Source organism: Georgenia faecalis (assembly GCF_003710105.1).
In the GTDB taxonomy this organism is placed as follows: domain Bacteria; phylum Actinomycetota; class Actinomycetes; order Actinomycetales; family Actinomycetaceae; genus Georgenia_A; species Georgenia_A faecalis.
Map to the genome: position 1 here is coordinate 881,241 of NZ_CP033325.1, position 18,331 is coordinate 899,571.

At 74.0% G+C, this 18,331-nt stretch carries 9 protein-coding genes; 3 read left to right on the plus strand and 6 right to left on the minus strand.

Features of this window, described 5'->3' with window-relative positions; genetic code table 11:
• Positions 1 to 12 precede the first annotated feature (12 nt).
• Complete coding sequence (locus tag EBO36_RS03715; RefSeq protein ID WP_122823424.1) at positions 13 to 987, plus strand: tetratricopeptide repeat protein; 975 nt, start codon at positions 13 to 15, stop codon at positions 985 to 987.
• Positions 988 to 1,163: 176 nt separating this feature from the next.
• Here EBO36_RS03715 and glgB read toward each other — a convergent pair whose 3' ends face one another.
• From glgB to EBO36_RS03730, 3 genes are read right to left on the minus strand one after another with little or no spacing between them, the layout of a single operon-like run.
• A complete protein-coding gene (gene glgB, locus EBO36_RS03720; RefSeq protein WP_122823425.1) occupies positions 1,164 to 4,841 on the minus strand; it encodes a 1,4-alpha-glucan branching protein GlgB in 3,678 nt (1,225 codons plus the stop codon).
• Positions 4,832 to 6,625 carry a maltose alpha-D-glucosyltransferase gene (gene treS / locus EBO36_RS03725; RefSeq protein ID WP_122823426.1) on the minus strand — a complete coding sequence of 598 codons (1,794 nt, stop codon included), beginning with the start codon at positions 6,623 to 6,625 and terminating at the stop codon, positions 4,832 to 4,834. The genes glgB and treS overlap by 10 nt, the downstream gene beginning before the upstream one ends.
• Positions 6,622 to 8,805 (minus strand): alpha-1,4-glucan--maltose-1-phosphate maltosyltransferase, encoded by a 2,184-nt coding sequence (locus EBO36_RS03730; protein WP_387967566.1) that lies wholly within the window; start codon positions 8,803 to 8,805, stop codon positions 6,622 to 6,624. The genes treS and EBO36_RS03730 overlap by 4 nt, the downstream gene beginning before the upstream one ends.
• 229 nt (positions 8,806 to 9,034) lie before the next feature.
• Between EBO36_RS03730 and glgP the strand changes: the two genes are divergently transcribed.
• A complete protein-coding gene (glgP, locus tag EBO36_RS03735; RefSeq protein ID WP_187695841.1) occupies positions 9,035 to 11,623 on the plus strand; it encodes an alpha-glucan family phosphorylase in 2,589 nt (862 codons plus the stop codon).
• Positions 11,624 to 12,004: 381 nt separating this feature from the next.
• Here glgP and EBO36_RS03740 read toward each other — a convergent pair whose 3' ends face one another.
• The 3 genes from EBO36_RS03740 to glgX all read right to left on the minus strand — a co-directional run bounded on the left by EBO36_RS03740 (position 12,005) and on the right by glgX (position 17,394).
• The gene (locus EBO36_RS03740) at positions 12,005 to 13,690 is read right to left on the minus strand and encodes a DUF885 domain-containing protein (protein ID WP_122823427.1); all 1,686 of its coding nucleotides are present in this window, start codon (positions 13,688 to 13,690) and stop codon (positions 12,005 to 12,007) included.
• Between the two features lie 159 nt (positions 13,691 to 13,849).
• Positions 13,850 to 14,965, minus strand: coding sequence for a tryptophan--tRNA ligase (gene trpS / locus EBO36_RS03745; protein ID WP_122823428.1), 1,116 nt, complete (start codon positions 14,963 to 14,965; stop codon positions 13,850 to 13,852).
• 161 nt (positions 14,966 to 15,126) lie between these two features.
• Positions 15,127 to 17,394, minus strand: coding sequence for a glycogen debranching protein GlgX (gene glgX / locus EBO36_RS03750; protein WP_122823429.1), 2,268 nt, complete (start codon positions 17,392 to 17,394; stop codon positions 15,127 to 15,129).
• Between the two features lie 119 nt (positions 17,395 to 17,513).
• On the opposite strand from glgX, the gene EBO36_RS03755 reads away from it, so the two are divergent.
• Positions 17,514 to 18,311, plus strand: coding sequence for an electron transfer flavoprotein subunit beta/FixA family protein (locus EBO36_RS03755; RefSeq protein ID WP_122823430.1), 798 nt, complete (start codon positions 17,514 to 17,516; stop codon positions 18,309 to 18,311).
• Positions 18,312 to 18,331: the final 20 nt, after the last annotated feature.

Consider the following 18,331-nt stretch of genomic DNA (forward strand, 5'->3'; position numbering starts at 1 on the left):
AGAAGGACCCGGATGAGCCAGCCCCCCAGCCACCTCAACCTGCACGGCGCGGTCGACCTGTCGAGCCTGGCGCGACCCGCGGCACCGGCTGGTGGTGGCGCCCCCGGCCCCGCCGGTGCCCGGGGCCCGGCATCCGCGCCGACGGGGGCGGGCGGCGCGATCGACGCCCCCGTGGTCGTCGACGTCACGCAGGAGACCTTCGCCGAGACCGTCCAGCTCTCCACGCAGGTGCCCGTCGTCCTCGTCCTCGGGGCTTCCTGGGCGGAGCCCAGCACCCAGCTCGGGGACCTGCTCGAGCGCCTGGCCGGCGAGTACGGCGGGCGCTTCCAGCTCGGCCGGGTGGACGTCGAGGCGAACCCGCAGATCGCCGCCGCCTTCCAGGTGCAGTCCGTACCCACCGCCGTGGCCGTCATCGGCGGGCAGCCGGTGCCGCTCTTCCAGGGGGTCTACCCCGAGGCGCAGGTCCGCCAGGTCCTCGACGAGCTCCTCCGGGTCGCCGCGCAGAGCGGTGTCGCCGGCGTCGTCTCGGGGGCGGTCGAGGAGGTCGAGGAGGCCCCCGAGGAGCCGCCGCTGCCCCCGCTCCACGCGGAGGCGCTCGACGCCATCGACCGCGGTGACCTCCCCGCCGCCGCCGACGCCTACCGCCGCGCGATCGAGGAGAACCCCGCGGACGAGGAGGCCAAGGCCGCCCTCGGGCAGGTCGAGCTCATGATCCGGGCCTCCGCGGACGACCCGGCCGCGGTCGTCGCGGCGGCCGACGCCGCCCCCGCCACCGACGTCGCCGCCCAGCTCGGCGCCGCGGATGTGGAGATCGCCTCGGGCCAGGCGAGCGCCGGGCTCGAGCGTGTCCTCCGGGTGGTCCGCGCGACGCGCGACGAGGACCGCGAGACCGCCAGGCTGCGGCTGCTCGAGCTGTTCGAGGTCGTGGGCCCCACGGCGCCCGAGGTCATGACCGCACGCCGGGCGCTCGCCAGCGCGCTGTACTGACCCCCGCAGCCCCGTCGGGGCACGAGCACGAGAGAACGCCGGCGCGTGGAGCGCCGGCGTTCTCTGTCGGCGCACCGGGCCGGTGAGGTCACCGGTGAGCCGGCCACCGAGCAGAAAACGCCGGCGCATGGTGCGCCGGCGTTCTCTGCGTGATCACGAAGGGGTGGTCCCCGGCGTCAGTCCTTCGCCGGGGTGAGCCAGACCGCGCCGAGCGGCGGCACGCGCAGGCTCGCCGACGCCGGACGGCCGTGCCAGGACAGGTCCTCGGCCGTCACCCGCCCGAGGTTGCCCACGCCCGAGCCGCCGTACTCCTCGGCGTCGGTGTTGAGCACCTCGATCCAGTCGCCGCCGTGGGGCAGCCCCACGCGGTAGCCCTCGTGGGGCGCACCCGCGAAGTTGACGACGCAGACCACCATCTCGCCCGTGGCCGGAGCCTTGCGGAGGTAGACGAGGACGTTGTGGTCGCCGTCGCCCGCCTCGATCCACTCGAACCCGGCGGCGGTGAAGTCGTCGGACCACAGGGCCGGCTGGGAGCGGTAGACGTCGTTGAGCCGCCGCACCAGGTCGGCGACGCCCGCGTGCGCGGGGTTGTCGAGCAGGTGCCAGTCGAGGCTGCGGGACTCCGCCCACTCCTGCTCCTGGGCGAACTCCGAGCCCATGAAGAGCAGCTGCTTGCCGGGGTGGGACCACTGGTAGGCCAGCAGCGCCCGCACGCCGGCGAGCTGCTGCCAGCGGTCACCGGGCATCTTGCGCACGAGCGAGCCCTTGCCGTGGACGACCTCGTCGTGGCTCAGCGGCAGGACGAACTGCTCGGAGAAGGCGTAGACCAGGGAGAACGTCAGCTCCCCGTGGTGGTAGCGCCGGTTGATCGGCTCCTCCGACAGGTAGTGGAGGGTGTCGTTCATCCACCCCATGTTCCACTTCAGGCCGAAGCCCAGGCCGCCGGCGCTCGTGGGGGCGGTGACGCCCGGCCACGCCGTGGACTCCTCGGCGATCATGACGACACCGGGGGAGCGCCGGTAGGCGGTGGCGTTGGCCTCCTGGAGGAAGCTGATCGCCTGGAGGTTCTCGCGGCCGCCGCGCTCGTTGGGGCGCCACTGGCCGGGCTCGCGCGAGTAGTCGAGGTAGAGCATCGACGCCACGGCGTCCACGCGCAGGCCGTCGACGTGGAACTCCTCGAACCAGTACGAGGCGTTGGCGACGAGGAAGTTGCGCACCTCGCGGCGGCCGAAGTTGAAGATGAGCGTGCCCCAGTCGGGGTGCTCGCCGAGCATCGGGTCCGGGTGCTCGTACAGCGGGGTGCCGTCGAAGTTCGCCAGCGCCCACTCGTCCTTGGGGAAGTGCGCGGGCACCCAGTCGACGATGACGCCGATCCCCGCCTGGTGGAGGCGGTCGATGAGGTACCGGAGGTCGTCGGGGGAGCCGTACCGCGACGTCGGCGCGTAGTACGACGTCACCTGGTAGCCCCACGACCCGCCGAAGGGGTGCTCGGCCACGGGCATGAACTCCACGTGCGTGAAGCCGAGGCCGGAGACGTAGGCGACGAGGTCGTCCGCGAGGTCGCGGTAGCTGAGCCCCTGCCGCCAGGAGCCGAGGTGGACCTCGTACACGCTCATCGGGCCGCTGTGCGGGTCGCGCCGCGCCCGCCGGGTCATCCAGTCCTCGTCCTGCCACTCGTACGAGGAGGAGGCGACGACGGACGCCGTCAGCGGCGGTACCTCGGCCGCGCGGGCCATCGGGTCGGCCTTCTCGTGCCAGGAGCCGTCGCGGTACTGGATCTCGTACTTGTACCGCGCGCCCTCGCCCGCACCGGGGACGAAGACCTCCCACACGCCGGTGGAGCCGAGGGAGCGCATCGAGGCGAGCCGGCCGTCCCAGCCGTTGAAGTCGCCCTTGACGCGCACCGCGCGGGCGTTCGGGGCCCAGACGGCGAACGAGGTGCCGTGCACGTCGCCGAGCTCGCTGGGGTAGTGGCGCACGTGGGCGCCGAGCACGGTCCACAGCTGCTCGTGGCGGCCCTCGCTGATGAGGTGCTGGTCCACGTCGCCGAGCGTGGGCAGGAACCGGTAGGGGTCGTCGACGACGACGGTGTGCTCGCCGTACGTGGCGCGGATCCGGTAGTCCGGGACGTCGTCGCCGGGCAGGACGCCCACCCAGATGCCCTCGAGCTCGTGGGTGAGGGGGACGGCGCCGGCGGTGGTGACGACCTCGACCGCGTCGGCGAGCGGGCGCAGCGTGCGCACCGTGACCCCGCCGGGGCCGGGGTGGGCGCCGAGGACGGCGTGGGGCTCGTGGTGGCCACCGTGGGCGACGGCGCGCAGCGCCTGCTCGTCCACGTGGACCGGCTGCGGGGTCGGCCCGTCGAGGGCGTCCGAGCCGGGAGTAGCGGAGTCGTTCATAGCTGTCACTGTGTCATCACCTTTGTGGGTGCGCGCGGGGTCGTCCTGCGCGGGGTCGCCGAGGAGGCGCAGGGCCCCCGCGAGCGGGATGGGGAGCCAGTCGGGGCGGTTGCGCACCTCGTAGACGGCTTCGTACAGGGCCTTGTCGAGCTCGAGGGCGGCGAGCAGGGCCGCCTCGGCGCGCGGGTCGTGCCCGGCGCGCGCGGCGTACCCCCCGAGGAACGACTCGCGCACGTCCGCCGCCCAGGAGGCGGCGTCGACGGCGGAGGCGTCGGGCGCGGAGCCGGCGACGTAGTCGAAGGAGCGGAGCATGCCGGCGACGTCGCGCAGCGCGAGGTCGGGGGCGGTGCGCTCGGCCAGCGGCCGGATGGGCTCGCCCTCGAAGTCGAGGAGCACCCAGCCGCGGCCGGGTGCGTCGAGGACCTGGCCGAGGTGGAGGTCGCCGTGGATGCGCTGCAGGCGGGGCCACGAGGCGGCCGCCCCGGCCTCGAGGACGGCGGTGATCTCCGACTCGCGGGCGGCCAGCTCGGGCACCTCGCGCATCGCCGTGGCGGCGCGGGTGCGCCAGGAGGCGACGACGGCGTCCCGGGTGGGGGCGTCGGCGTCGCGGCCCTCGAGGGTGCGGGCGAGGATGCCGTGGACCTCCGCCACGGCCTCGCCGAGGGCGCGGGCGCGATCCGTGAAGTCCTCACCGGCGCTCGCCGCGCGCAGCGCGACCCGCCACGCGTCCTCGACGCCCGGGAGGAACTCCGAGGCGAAGGCGAGGTGGCCGCGGGCGGACCCGTCGGGCGTCGGCCAGGAGCCGAGGACGTCGCCGGCGGGGGCCGGGACCCGGGCGGACCCGGCCGCGGCGAGGGCCTGCTGGACGACGACGTCGGGGTTCTCGCCCTCGGCGAGGACCCGGAAGACCTTGCAGATGAGGGGCCGGTCGGTGCCGTCGGCGGTCGCGTCGACGACGATCGAGGTGTTCGACTGCTCGCCGCCGAGGACGCGCGTCCCCCGCACGACGAGGGTCCCGGCCACGGCCCCGGCGCCGCGGGCACGGTGGCCCCGGCCGGTGGTGCCGTCGCCGGCGAGGTCACGCTCGTCGAGCAGGGCCCCGAGCAGGGCGCGGGCACCCGCAGGGTCGTGGCAGCCGTCGTAGACCCACCGGGGCCCGGCGCCGGCGTCCTCGATGCGGGCGACGAGCGCGTGCTCGAGGCCGGTCACCGGGGACTCCCGCTCGACGAGCGGCACCTGGTAGAGCGTGCCGCCCGACGGGGCGGCGCCGGCGGTGTCCCGCAGGAACCAGGTGCGCACGCGGGCGTCACCGTCCCCGGCGGGGACCGCCGAGGGATCCGCGAGGTCGAGGACGCCGACGACGTCGAGCACGGGGACGTGCCCCTTGCCGGCGTACCAGCGCTGGGTCGCGACCCAGCCGGGCAGGGCCCGGGCGAGGTCGGGGCTCAGAGCCATCCGGAGTCGCCCTCCCCGGACTCGGCGTCGTCCCGCCCGGAGGCAGGCACCACGGCGGGGGCCTGGTCGCCGAGGGCGAGCCAGAAGAACCCGCGCGAGCCCAGCGTCACGGTGAGCGTGCCGTCGGCGCCGACCGCCGGGAACACCGCGCCGCCGAAGAGGTCGGTGAGCTGCCGGCCGGCGTGCGCGGGCACGCGCACCGTCGCCGAGCGCGGGGTGTTGGCGAGGTTCATCACGCACAGCACGGCCTCGGTGGCGTTGGACCGGACGAACGCGAGCACGGCGTCGTTGTCGGCGTCGAGCTGGGTGAACGCCCCGTTGCCGAAGACGGCGTGGCGCCGGCGGACCTCGAGGATGCCGCGGACCCAGTGGAGCAGGGAGGTGGGCTGGGCGTACTGCGCCTCGACGTTGACCGCCGCGAAGTGGTGGGTGAGGGACTGCACCGGCGGGAGGTAGAGCTTGCCGGGGTCGGCGGTGGAGAAGCCCGCGTTGCGGTCCGGGGTCCACTGCATGGGCGTGCGGACGGCGTCGCGGTCCGGCAGCCAGATGTTGTCGCCCATGCCGATCTCGTCGCCGTAGTACAGGCACGGGCTCCCCGGCAGGGACAGCAGCAGCGCGTGGGCGAGCTCGATCTCCGCGCGGGAGTTGCCGAGCAGGGTGGCCAGCCGGCGCCGGATCCCCACGTTGGCCCGCATCCGCGGGTCCTCGGCGTACCAGCCGTACATGGCGGCACGCTCCTCGGTGGAGACCATCTCGAGCGTGAGCTCGTCGTGGTTGCGCAGGAAGGTGCCCCACTGCGCGCCGTCCGGGATGGCCGGGGTGTCGGTGAGGATGTCGCTGATCGAGTGCGCGCGCTGCTCACGCAGCGCGTAGTAGATGCGCGGCATGACCGGGAAGTGGAAGCACATGTGGCACTCCGGCGCGGCGTCCGTGCCGTAGTACTCCACGACCTCCTCGGGCCACTGGTTGGCCTCGGCGAGCATGAGGGTGCCGGGGAACTCGGCGTCGACCATGGCCCGCAGCTCCTTGAGGAACTGGTGGGTGCGGGGGAGGTTCTCGCAGTTGGTGCCCTCCTCCTCGAAGAGGTAGGGCACGGCGTCGAGCCGGAACCCGTCCACGCCGATGCGCGCCCAGAACCGGACGATGTCGTACATCGCCTCGACGACCTTGGGGTTCTCGAAGTTGAGGTCCGGCTGGTGGGAGAAGAAGCGGTGCCAGTAGTACTGCCGGCGCACGGGGTCGAACGACCAGTTCGACTGCTCGGTGTCGACGAAGATGATGCGCGCGTCGGGGTACTTGGTGTTGTCGTCGCTCCACACGTAGAAGTCGCCGTACGGACCGTCGGGGTTGGACCGCGAGGACTGGAACCACGGGTGCTGGTCCGAGGTGTGGTTCATGACGAGGTCGATGATGATCCGCATGCCGCGGGCATGGGCCTCGGTGATGAGCTCCTGGACGTCCTCCATCGTCCCGTACTCCGGCGCCACCGCGGTGTAGTCGGAGATGTCGTACCCGCCGTCACGCAGCGGCGAGGGGTAGAACGGCGGCAGCCACAGGCAGTCGACGCCGAGCCACTGGAGGTAGTCGAGGCGCTGGATGAGCCCGCGCAGGTCCCCGGTCCCGCTGCCGTTGGAGTCGCCGAAGGCGCGCAGGAGCACCTCGTAGAAGACGGCGGTGCGGTACCACTCCGGGTCCTGGGAGAGCCCGGGGCGGTCGGCGGCGGGCAGGCGCAGGACGGGGTCGACGGCCGGCGGCAGGGCGCTCAGCGGGTTACCGGCGCTCACAGGGCCCTCACCGCGAGGACGTGGGCGCACTGGCCCTGCGGGTCGAGCCGGACGTACGGATGGGCGTCCCAGTAGTACGTCTCACCGGACAGCTCGTCGTGGGCGGCCACGACGGGCGTGCCGCCGGTCGTGGCCGGCTCGACGCCGAGGGCGGCGAGGTCGAGATGCACGAGGCCCTCCCGGGTCGTGTAGGGGTCGAGGTTGACGACGACGACGACGGTGTCCTCCGTACCCGTGGGGGACAGGTGCGCGGGCACCCGCCGGGAGAAGCAGAACAACGCGTCGTCGGTGGTGGGGTGGATCGTGATGGTGCGCAGCCGCTGGAGCGCGACGTGGTCGCGGCGGATGCCGTTGAGCATGGTGAGGAGCCGGGCGATGCCGATGCTCTCGGCCCGCGCCCAGTCCCGGGGCTTGAACTCGTACTTCTCGTTGTCGAGCTGCTCCTCGGCGCCGGGGCGCGCGACGTGCTCGACGAGCTCGTACCCAGAGTAGATGCCCCAGGTGGGTGCCCCGGTCGCGGCGAGGACCGCGCGGATGGCGAAGGCCGCGGCGCCGCCCTGCTGCATGTACGGCGTGAGGATGTCGTGCGTCGTCGGCCAGAAGCTGGGGCGCATGACCGCGGCGGACTCGCCGGCGAGCTCGGTGAAGTACTCGCCGAGCTCCTCCTTGGACGTGCGCCAGGTGAAGTACGTGTACGACTGGTGGAAGCCGATCGCCGCGAGGGTGCGCATCATCGCGGGGCGGGTGAACGCCTCGGACAGGAAGATGACCTCGGGGTGGGTCTGGGCGAACTCCTCCAGCAGACGCTGCCAGAACGGCAGGGGCTTGGTGTGGGGGTTGTCCACCCGGAACGCCGTGACGCCGTGGGCCACCCAGACCTCGAGGACGTCGCGGATGGCGGTGTAGATGCCCTCGGGGTCGTTGTCGAAGTTGAGCGGGTAGATGTCCTGGTACTTCTTCGGCGGGTTCTCGGCGTAGGCGATCGACCCGTCGGCGCGGGTGGTGAACCACTCCGGGTGCTCGCTCACCCAGGGGTGGTCCGGGGACGCCTGGAGGGCGACGTCGAGCGCCACCTCCATGCCCAGCTCCCGGGCGCGGGCGACGAAGGCGTCGAAGTCCTCGAAGGTGCCCAGCTCGGGGTGGATGGCGTCGTGGCCGCCGTCGGCCGAGCCGATGCCGTACGGGGAGCCCGGGTCGCCGGGCTTGGTGGTGAGGGAGTTGTTGCGGCCCTTGCGGTTGGTGAGGCCGATGGGGTGGATCGGCGTGAGGTAGACGACGTCGAAGCCCATCTCGGCGACCGCCGGGAGGCGCTCGGCGGCCGTGCGCAGGGTGCCGGAGACCCACCGGCCGGTCTCGGCGTCGAAGCGGGCACCCTCGGAGCGGGGGAACATCTCGTACCAGGAGCCGTACAGCGCGCGCTCGCGGTCGACGGCGAGCGGGTAGGTGGCGCTGGGGGAGAGCATCTCGCGCACGGGGTGGGCGTCGAGGACGGCGACGACCTCGTCCGACAGCCCGGCCGCGAGCCGGGCCGGCGCGGGCCGGGAGGCGTCACGGAGGCCGGCGACGGCGTCGGTGAGGACCGCGCGGGCGTCGTCGGGCAGGGGCCGGTCGGCCGCGCGCTCGAGGAGCAGTGCCCCCTCGGTGAGCATGAGCTCGGCGTCGACGTCCGCGGCCACCTTGATGGCGGCGTCGTGCGACCAGGTCCCGTACGGGTCGGACCAGCCCTCGACGCGGAAGGACCAGCGGCCCGGCGCGTCAGGGACGAGCCAGCCCTCGTAGCGGTCGTTGCCGGGGGAGATGTCGCGCATCCGCACCGACGAGTGGTCGCTGCCGTCGGGGGCGACGAGCACGGCGGTGGCGGCGACGGCGTCGTGGCCCTCGCGGAAGACGGTCGCCTGGATCGGGACCGCCTCGCCGACGACGGCCTTGGCCGGCCACCGGCCGCCCTCGACGACGGGGGCGACCTCGATGACGGGGATGCGCCCCACGGGCGCCGGCGGCGCGGGCTGGGGGACCTCCCCGCTCCACGGCCGGGCTTCGGGCGCGGCCGGTGGGCGCAGGGGCTCGGCGGCGGCCGGGGCCGCGGCGCCGGCCGGGGCGGTGCCCGGGGCGGAGGGCGTGGCGGGGACAGGTGCGACGGGGGCGGGCTCGGGGGAGGAGACCTGATCGGGGCGGCTCACGCCAGAGAACTTATCGACGCTCGGGGGCCGGGTCGACCGCAGGGCGCTCGGGACGCGGCGGGCGCCGTCCGGCACTACGATGATCAGCCGCCGCGCGGCGGAGCTTTCGGGAATCGCGAACGGTCACCACGGGGAACGCCCGCGGATTGCCGTGGCAGGACCGCGCCATGGGCGTTGCAACGTGTCCGAAAATAGATGTAACGCTTGCGACGCCCCTACACTCCTTCTCGTGAGAGCAATCCGACGTTTTACCGTCCGCACCGTCCTTCCCGAGCCGCTGGCGCCTCTGGACACCCTCGCGCAGAACCTGCGTTGGTCGTGGCACGCGCCGACCAGGGAGCTCTTCGCCTCGTTGGACCGCGACCTGTGGCGCGACCTCCACGGCGACCCCGTCGCGCTCCTGGGCGCCCTCGGCCGTCAGCGCCTCGACGCGCTGGCCGCCGACGCCGAGCTCGTCGCCCGCGTCAACGAGGTCGCCGAGGACCTCCGCCGCTACCTCGAGGAGCCGCGCTGGTACCAGGCGGCCTACGACTCGCCCGACAAGCCCGACGCCATCGCCTACTTCTCCGCGGAGTTCGGCATCACCGCCGTGCTGCCGCAGTACTCCGGCGGCCTCGGCATCCTCGCCGGCGACCACCTCAAGTCCGCCTCCGACCTCGGCGTGCCGATCATCGGCGTCGGCCTGCTCTACGGCGCGGGGTACTTCAGGCAGTCGCTCACCCGCGACGGCTGGCAGCACGAGACCTACCCCGTGCTCGACCCCGACAACCTCCCCCTCAGCCTCCTGCGCGAGGCCGACGGCACGCCGGCTCGGGTGAGCCTGCCCCTGCCCGGGGGCCACGTCCTGCACGCGCAGGTGTGGCGGGCCGACGTCGGCCGCGTGCCCCTGCTCCTCCTCGACTCCAACGTCACCGAGAACGACGACAGCGTCCGTCGCGTCACCGACCGCCTCTACGGCGGGTCCGCGGACCACCGGCTCAAGCAGGAGCTCCTCCTCGGCATGGGCGGCGTCAAGGCGCTGCGCCTGTACGCGCGGCTCACCGGCACGCCCGCCCCCCAGGTCTTCCACGCGAACGAGGGCCACGCCGGGTTCCTCGGCGTCGAGCGCGTCCGCGAGCTCGTCCAGGGCGAGGGCGTGGACGTCGACACCGCGCTCGAGGCCGTGCGCGCCGGGACCGTCTTCACCACCCACACGCCGGTCCCCGCCGGCATCGACCGCTTCGGCGTCGACCTCATCCGCGAGTACTTCTCCGGCTCCGCCGAGATCCCCGGCGTGCCCGTGGAGAAGATCCTCGCCCTCGGGGCCGAGGACTACGACGGTGGCAACCCGGCCGTGTTCAACATGGCCGTCATGGGACTGCGCACCGCGCGCCTGGCCAACGGCGTCGCCCAGCTGCACGGCAAGGTCTCGCGCGGGATGTTCCACTCGCTGTGGTCCGGCTTCGACGTCTCCGAGGTGCCCATCACCTCGATCACCAACGGCGTCCACGGCCCCACGTGGACCGACCCGCTGTTCGCCCAGCTCGCCGCGTCCCACCTCGACGCCGAGGCCATCGCCTCGGGTGCCGGCTGGCACCTGGGCGAGGAGGACGGCGGCGTCCCCGACGCCGAGCTGTGGGCCGTGCGCCGCCAGCTGCGCAGCAACCTCGTGGAGTCGGCCCGCCAGCGGGTGCGCTCCTCCTGGACGGAGCGGGGCGCGTCCCCGGCCGAGCTGGGCTGGGTGGACGACGCCCTCGACCCCGACGTCCTCACCATCGGGTTCGCCCGCCGGGTGCCGACGTACAAGCGGCTCACGCTCATGCTCAGCGACCCCGAGCGCCTGCGCCGCCTCCTCACCGACCCCGAGCGGCCCATCCAGATCGTCGTGGCGGGCAAGTCCCACCCCGACGACGAGCAGGGCGTCGGGCTCATCCAGAAGCTCGTCCAGTTCGCCGACGCGGAGGGCGTGCGCGAGCGCATCGTCTTCCTGCCGAACTACGACATCGAGATGGCGCAGACCCTCATGCCGGGCTGCGACGTCTGGCTCAACAACCCGCTGCGTCCGCTGGAGGCCTCCGGCACGTCGGGGATGAAGTGCGCGCTCAACGGGGCGCTCAACCTCTCCATCCTCGACGGCTGGTGGGACGAGTGGTACGACGGCAACAACGGCTGGGCGATCCCCACGGCCGACGGCGTCGAGGACCAGGCCCGCCGGGACGCCCTCGAGGCGGCCGCGCTGTACGACCTCATCGAGAACACCGTGGCGCCCCGCTTCTACGACCGTGACGCCGACGGGATCCCGCGCCGGTGGATCGGCATGATGCGGCACACCCTCGCCACGCTCGGCCCGAAGGTCCAGGCCACCCGCATGGTGCGCGAGTACGTCGAGCGCCTGTACACCCCGGTGGCCGCCAGCTACCGGGCCCTCGACGGGGTCGGGTACTTGGGCGCCGCCGAGCTCGCCGCGTGGAAGCGTCGCGTCCGCGAGCAGTGGCACGCCGTGCGCGTGGACCACGTCGAGTCCAGCGGGGCCGAGGGCACGGTGAGCGTGGGCGACGCCCTCAACGTCCACGCCTACGTCACCCTCGGTGAGCTCCGCCCCGACGACGTCGAGGTCCAGGTGGTCTACGGGCACGTCACCGAGAGCGACACGCTCGAGACCTTCTCCGTCCGCGCGCTCGAGCTCACGGACACCTACGAGGGCGGGCGCTACGCCTTCGGCGGCGACGTCGTCCTCGAGGCCTCCGGCGCCTTCGGCTACTCGGTGCGGATCGTCCCGCGCCACGCCGGCCTGGCCGGGCCGACGGACCTCGGGCTCGTCGTCAACGCCGAGCAGTAGCAGCACGACCCAGCAGGACAGCCGGACCACGAGGGGCCGGGTCGGGGCACACGCCCCGACCCGGCCCTTCGTCCATCCGGCCTCCGCCTTCTTCGTGATGATGCAGAAACGCTGGCCGTGCGCCCTTTGCTGCTGGTCGTGCGCCCTTTACTGCGCCGTGCGGGGTGGCGGGCCACGCCCACCGGGACAGGAAAGGGCGCACGGCGGGGCTCGTCCGGGCGAAATGTGGACCGGACGAGCGCGGTGGGGCCGTCCCCCGGCGTTTTCTGCACGATTGCCAGGGGAAAGCGGCGTGCCCCGGCATTTCTGCATGATCACAGGGGGGCACCTCAGGGGGACGGAGCTCACCACCCCAGGCGCACCCCCTCCGCGGTCTCCGGCCTAGAGGTCGGTGAGCTCCCGCTCGAGGTCGTCGAGGCCGAGGGAGCCGAGGCCGAGCGCGGCGGTGTGCCACGCCTTGGCGTCCCACGCGCGCCCGGCAGCGGTGGCGCGCTCCTGGGCGGCCGCTCGCCCCGCGAGCCAGGCCCGCTCCCCGAGCTTGTAGCTGATCGCCTGGCCCGGCCAGCCGAGGTAGCGGTCGATCTCGGAGTCGAGGAAGTCGTCCTCGCGCCCGCAGTGGCGGCCGAAGAACTCCCGCGCCAGCGCCGGCGTCCACCGGGCGCCGGCCTCGAGGCCGGCGTCGGCGAGGAACGCGGCCGCGATGGGATCGGCGGCGGGCACCTCGAGCTCGAGGTGCATGCCGATGTCGATGATGATCCGCACCGCCCGCATCCGCTGGGCGTCGAGGTAGCCGAGGCGCTCGGCGGGGTCGGTGAGGTACCCGCGCTCGTCCATGAGCCGCTCGGCGTAGAGCGCCCAGCCCTCCGTCGTCGCCGACACCGACCCGATGCTCACCTGGTACCGGGACAGCTGGGGGGCGAGGTGCACCCACATGGCGAGCTGGAGGTGGTGGCCGGGGACGCCCTCGTGGTACCAGGTGCTCACCAGGTCCCACAGGGGGAAGCGGTCGCGGCCCAGCGTGGGCAGCCACGTGCGGCCGGGACGGGCGAAGTCGAGCGACGGGCGCGTGTAGTACGGCGCGGCGGCGGACCCGGGCGGGGCGATCCGCGCCTCGACCGTGCGGACCGGCTCCGGGATGTCGACGAGCGTGCCGTCGAGCTCGGTGATGGCCGTGTCCATGAGGTCTTGGAGGTGGCGGCGCACCGCCTCCTCGCCCTCGATCGCGGGCCCGTGCGTGCCCAGGTGGGCGAGCACCGCGCCGACGCTCTTCCCCGGCAGCACCTGTGCGGCCTCGGCGACCATCTCCGCCTCGATGCGCCCGAGCTCGGCCCAGCCCCAGGCGTAGGCCTCCTCGGGGTCGACCCGGGCGCCCGTCGTCGAGCGGGCGGCGAGGAGGTAGCGCTCCCGGCCGACGGCGTCGGGCGTGCCCTCGGCCGCGGCGGCGTAGTCGGCGGCGAGCCAGGCCCGGAGCTCGCCGAGGGCGACGGCGGCCGCGGCGGCGGCGTCGTCGAGCTCGGTGCGCAGGGCGTCGGGTCCGGCGGCGACGAACTCGGCGTACCAGTCCGCCTCGAGCCACGCCTCGAGCTGGGCGACGGCGGAGGCCACCTGCCGGGGCGCGCTGAGCATCCCCTGGGCGATGCCCTCGGCGAGCGTCGCGCGATAGTCCTCGGCGGCGCGGGGGACCTCGGCGAGGCGGTGGGCGATGTCGGCCCAGTCCTGCGGCGTGGCGGTGGGCATCATGAGGAAGATCGAGCGCAGGCCCTGCAGCGGGGAGCCGATGGGGCGCAGTGAGCGCAGGTCCTCGCCGGCGTCGTGCACGTCGAGCTGGGCGGTGAGCCGCTCGGACAGCAGCCGGGCGCACCGGCGGTCCGCGTCCGTGTCCGTCGCGGCCGACCCCAGCGCGGCAAGGGTGCGCCGGGCCAGGTCTGCCCGGGCGGCGAGCCCGGCGGGGGACAGGTCGGGCATGCGGTCGGAGCGCACCCCGAGGGCGGTGGCGACCGACGGGTCGAGCTCGGTGAGCGCAGCGACGTAGTCGTCGGCGACGGTGCGGGCGGTGACGGGACTCATGGGTCTCCAGGTCCGGGGTGGGCAGGACGCGCCGGGAACGCCAGGGACCGGCGCGGGCCGGACGACGGTACGACGGCAGGGCGGCGGCGGCGAGGCGACGCTCACCAGGCGGCTGCGCCGCGCCGCGGGACGCTCCCGCCCGGCGTCACGGTGGCGCCGTCAGTACGCCATGTGCATGGCCTCGCGGACCTCGCCCAGGGTGGCCTCGGCGATGGCGTTCGCGCGCGCGTTGCCGTCCCGCAGCACGCGCAGGAGGTAGCCGGGGTCGGCGGCGAGCTCGGCCCGCCGCGCGCGGATGGGGGCGAGCATCTCGTTGACGGCCTCGGTGGCGGCGCGCTTGAGCGCCGCGCCGCCGCCGTCACCGATCTCCGCAGCGACCGCCTCGGGGTCGCGGCCGGAGGCGAGCGCCGTGAGGAGGACGAGGTTGGAGACCTCGGGGCGGGCCGCGGGGTCGTAGGTGATGTGCCGGTCGGCGTCGGTGACCGCGCGCTTGAGCACGCGGGCCGTGGTGTCGGCGTCCATGCCCAGCTCGATGGTGTTGCCGCGGGACTTGCTCATCTTCTGCCCGTCGGTGCCGAGCACGCTGGCGGCGTCGGACAGGAGGGCCTCGGGCTGCGGGAAGACGGGCGCGTCGGTGCCCTCCGGGCGGCCGTACCGCTCGTCGAAGCGGCGGGCGACGACGCGGGCCTGCTCGAGGTGGGGCAGCTGGTCCTTGCCCACGGGGACGAGGTTGGCCTTGCAGAAGAGGATGTCCGCGCTCTGGTGCACGGGGTAGGTGAGCATGAGCCCGGACATGGGGCGCTCCCCGGTGGCGTCGAGCTCGGACTTCACCGTGGGGTTGCGGCGCAGCTCGGCATCGGTGACGAGGCTGAGGAACGGCAGCATGAGCTGGTTGAGGGCGGGCACGGCGGAGTGCGTGAAGATCGTCGCGGCGTCGGGGTCGATGCCCACCGCCAGGTAGTCAGCGAGGAGGGAGAGGACGCGATCGCGGATCGGGCCGACGCCGTCGCGGTCGGTGATGACCTGGTAGTCGGCAATGAGGACGAACGTCTCCACGCCGGCCCGCTGCAGGCGCACCCGGTTGAGCAGTGAGCCGAAGTAGTGCCCGAGGTGGAGGTTGCCCGTGGGCCGGTCCCCGGTGAGGACGCGGAAGCGCCCGGGATCGGCGGCGATCTGCTCCTCGATCTCGGCGCTGCGGCGCCGGGTGCGGGCGAGGGAGGCGTCCGAGGTGGACTCGGCGATCTCGGTGGCGGCGGGGGCTGGGTGCGTGGTCATCGGATCTCTCGTCTGTCGGGCCGCGCCACGGGGGCCGGACATGACGGCGGCCGCCTCGTGGGACGGCCGGAGGTGGGTGCCGTGCCGTCCGTCAGGACGACTGCCAGGAGGTGAGCACGGGCCCTACCGTAGTCCGTCCGGCCCGCCGCGGGAAAGGCCGCTCAGCGGGTCGAGAGGTACAGGCGCATGCTCAGGGGCGCAAGGGTGGCACGGGCCTCGGCGGGGCGGGGCGCCTGCGGGCTCTCCCACACCGAGTCCCACACGAGGACCCGGCCTGCGCCGGGGCGGCCCGGGGGGAGGGTGACCTCCACCGCGCCGAGGGAGCCGTTGAGGACGAGGAGCGCGTCGACGTCGCCGACGGGCTGGCCCGAGCGCTGCATCTGCAGGACGCGGGTGTTCGGGTCGTACCACGCCGCCGCGTCCATGCCGCGGCCGTCGGCGTCGTACCAGGCGAGGTCCGCGAGGGCATCGCCGTGCGCGGTGCGGCCGGCCGCGAACCGCTCGGGGCGCAGGACCGGGTGCTCGCGGCGCAGGCGCAGCAGGTGGCGCGTGGTCGCCAGGAGGTCGTCCCGTTCTGGCGCCGGCGCCCAGTCCATCCAGGAGATCTCGTTGTCCTGGCAGTAGGCGTTGTTGTTCCCGCGCTGCGTGCGCCCCCGCTCGTCGCCGGCGGTGAGCATGGGCGTGCCGGCGGAGAGGAGGAGCGTGCCGAGGAGGTTGCGGGCGGAGCGGCGACGGGCGGCGGCGATGTCGCTGGTCCCCGCGAGCCCGCTGCGGGCCTCGAGCGCGACGCCCCCGACCACGCCGCCGTCGTCGGCGGTCACCGGTCCTTCGACGCCGTGGTTCCACGACCGGTTGTCGTTGGTGCCGTCGCGGTTGCCCTCGGTGTTCGCCTCGTTGTGCTTGCCGTCGTAGGTGACGAGGTCCGCGAGGGTGAAGCCGTCGTGGGCGGTGACGAAGTTGATGCTCGCCAGGGGGCCACGGCCGCCAGGGACCTCGCCGTGGCTGAACAGGTCCGCGGAGCCGGCGAGGCGGGTGGCGAGGTCGCGCAGGTCGTGGCCGACGCGCCCGTGCGAGGCGGCCGCGGGGTCGGTGAGCCAGAAGGTCCGGACCGCGTTGCGGAACCGGTCGTTCCAGTCGGCCATGGGCGGGGGGAAGGCGCCCGTCTGCCAGCCGTCCGGCCCCAGGTCCCACGGCTCGGCGATGAGCTTGGTGCCGGCGAGCACGGGGTCGGTGGCGAGGGCGACGAGGAAGGGGTGGTCCGGGCTGAACCGGGAGCCGTGCCGCCCGAGCGTGACGGCGAGGTCGAAGCGGAAGCCGTCGACGCCCACCTCGCTCACCCAGTAGCGCAGCGAGTCGAGGACGAGCTGGACCACCCGCGTGCGCCGGAAGTCGAGGGAGTTCCCGCACCCGGTGACGTCGACGAGGGCGCCGGGGTTCGCGGGGTCGTGGAGGTAGTACAGGAGGTTGTCGAGCCCGCGCAGGCTCAGGGAGGGGCCGCCGACGCCGCCCTCGCTCGTGTGGTTGTAGACGACGTCGAGGATGACCTCGATGCCCGCCTCATGGAGGAGGTGGACCATCCCCTTGACCTCGGTGAGCACGGCCGCCGGCCCCGCGGCCTGCGCGGCCAGCGTCGCGTAGCGCGGCTCGGGCGCGAAGAACGCCAGGGTGTTGTAGCCCCAGTAGTTGGTCAGGCCCCGCTCGACGAGGAACGGCTCGGGGCTTCCCGCGTGGATGGGCAGGAGCTCGACGGCGGTGACCCCGAGGTCGCGCAGGTGCGCGATGGTCGCGGGGTGGGCCAGCCCGGCGTAGGTGCCGCGCAGGTGCTCGGGCACGCCGGGCAGGCGCATCGTCAGCCCGCGCACGTGTGCCTCGTACAGGACGGTGCGGCCCCACGGGACGCGCGGGCGGCGGACCGGGGCGGGGAACGCGTCGTCGACGACGACGCCGTGCGCGACGAAGGGCGCGGAGTCGTGGGGGTCGGCGGCGAAGCCGGGCAGGGGGTGGAGCCGGTCGTCGACGCGGTGGCCGTACACCGGGGGGACGAGCTCGACCTGCCCGGAGACGGCGCGCGCGTAGGGGTCGAGGAGCAGCTTGGCGGGGTTGTGGAACAGCCCGGCGGCAGGGTCCCACGGGCCGTGGACGCGCAGCCCGTAGTGCTGCCCCGCCCGTACGCCCGCGACGTGACCGTGCCAGACCCCGCCCGCGCCGCGCAGGAGGCGGAAGCGCCGCTCGGTGAGGCCTTCGCCGCCGTCGTCGAGGAGGCACAGGTCGACGGCGTCGGCCCGCGAGGCGACGACGGCGACGTCGATCCCGTCCCCGGCGAGGTGGGCACCGAGGCGGTACGGCTCGGCAGCGCCGGGCACGCTCGCAGCCGGCTGGTCCGCGAATGACGGCCAGGCAGGCGCGGGGTGCTCGACGGTGCTACTCACGAGACGATTCTCTCATCGCGGCGGGGCCCTTTCGTCGTCACTTGCGGGTGACCGAGCGACCGGAGCGGGGCCCCAGGCGGAGAGAGCAGCACCCGGCCCTAGCGTGGCAGGCTGAGCACATGAGGATCGTCGTCTGCGTGAAGCATGTTCCCGACCTGCAGTCCGAGCGCGCGCTGGACTCGCGCGGTTTCACGGTGCGCGGTGAGGACGACGTCCTCAACGAGCTCGACGAGAACGCCGTCGAGGCGGCCGTCTCGCTCGCGGAGGAGCACGGCGGTGAGGTCGTCGCCGTGACCATGGGCCCCGCCGACGCCGTCGACGCGCTCCGGCGCGCCCTGCAGATGGGCGCCCACTCCGCCGTCCACATCGACGACGACGCGCTCGCGGGCTCCGACGTCGTGGGGACCGCGCGGGTCCTCGCCGCGGCGGTGCGCGCCATCGGCGCGGAGGACCCGGTGGACCTCGTCGTCACCGGCATGGCGGCGATGGACGGGCTCACCTCCATGCTCCCGGCCGCGCTCGCGGCCTGCCTCGAGCTGCCGCAGCTCACGCTCGCCACGCGCATCGACGTCACGGGTGGCACGCTCCGCGTGCGCCGGGAGATCGGGGAGGCCGTCGAGACGCTCGAGGCGCCCCTGCCCGCCCTGGTCTCCGTGACGGACCAGGCGAACGAGCCGCGCTACCCGAACTTCCGCGCGATCATCGGCGCGAAGAAGAAGCCCGTCACCCGGTGGACCCTCGCCGACCTCGAGCCGTACCTCGGCGCGGACGTCACCGTCACCGGCGCCGCCGGCGCCGGCACGCGCATCCTCCGGTCGGCGGCCCGTCCCGGGCGGCAGCAGGGCCGCATCGTCACCGACTCCGGTGACGGCGGAGCCCAGCTCGCCGCGTACCTCGTCGAGAACAAGCTTGTCTGACGCCCGCCCCACGAAAGAGG

Bases quoted from the DNA above. Each gene is read 5' to 3' on its own strand.
- EBO36_RS03755 (WP_122823430.1), top strand. From the start codon at position 17,514: ATGAGGATCGTCGTCTGCGTGAAGCATGTTCCCGACCTGCAGTCCGAG.
- EBO36_RS03740 (WP_122823427.1), bottom strand. From the start codon at position 13,690: ATGAGTCCCGTCACCGCCCGCACCGTCGCCGACGACTACGTCGCTGCG.
- glgB (WP_122823425.1), bottom strand. From the start codon at position 4,841: ATGGCTCTGAGCCCCGACCTCGCCCGGGCCCTGCCCGGCTGGGTCGCG.
- trpS (WP_122823428.1), bottom strand. From the start codon at position 14,965: ATGACCACGCACCCAGCCCCCGCCGCCACCGAGATCGCCGAGTCCACC.
- EBO36_RS03715 (WP_122823424.1), top strand. From the start codon at position 13: ATGAGCCAGCCCCCCAGCCACCTCAACCTGCACGGCGCGGTCGACCTG.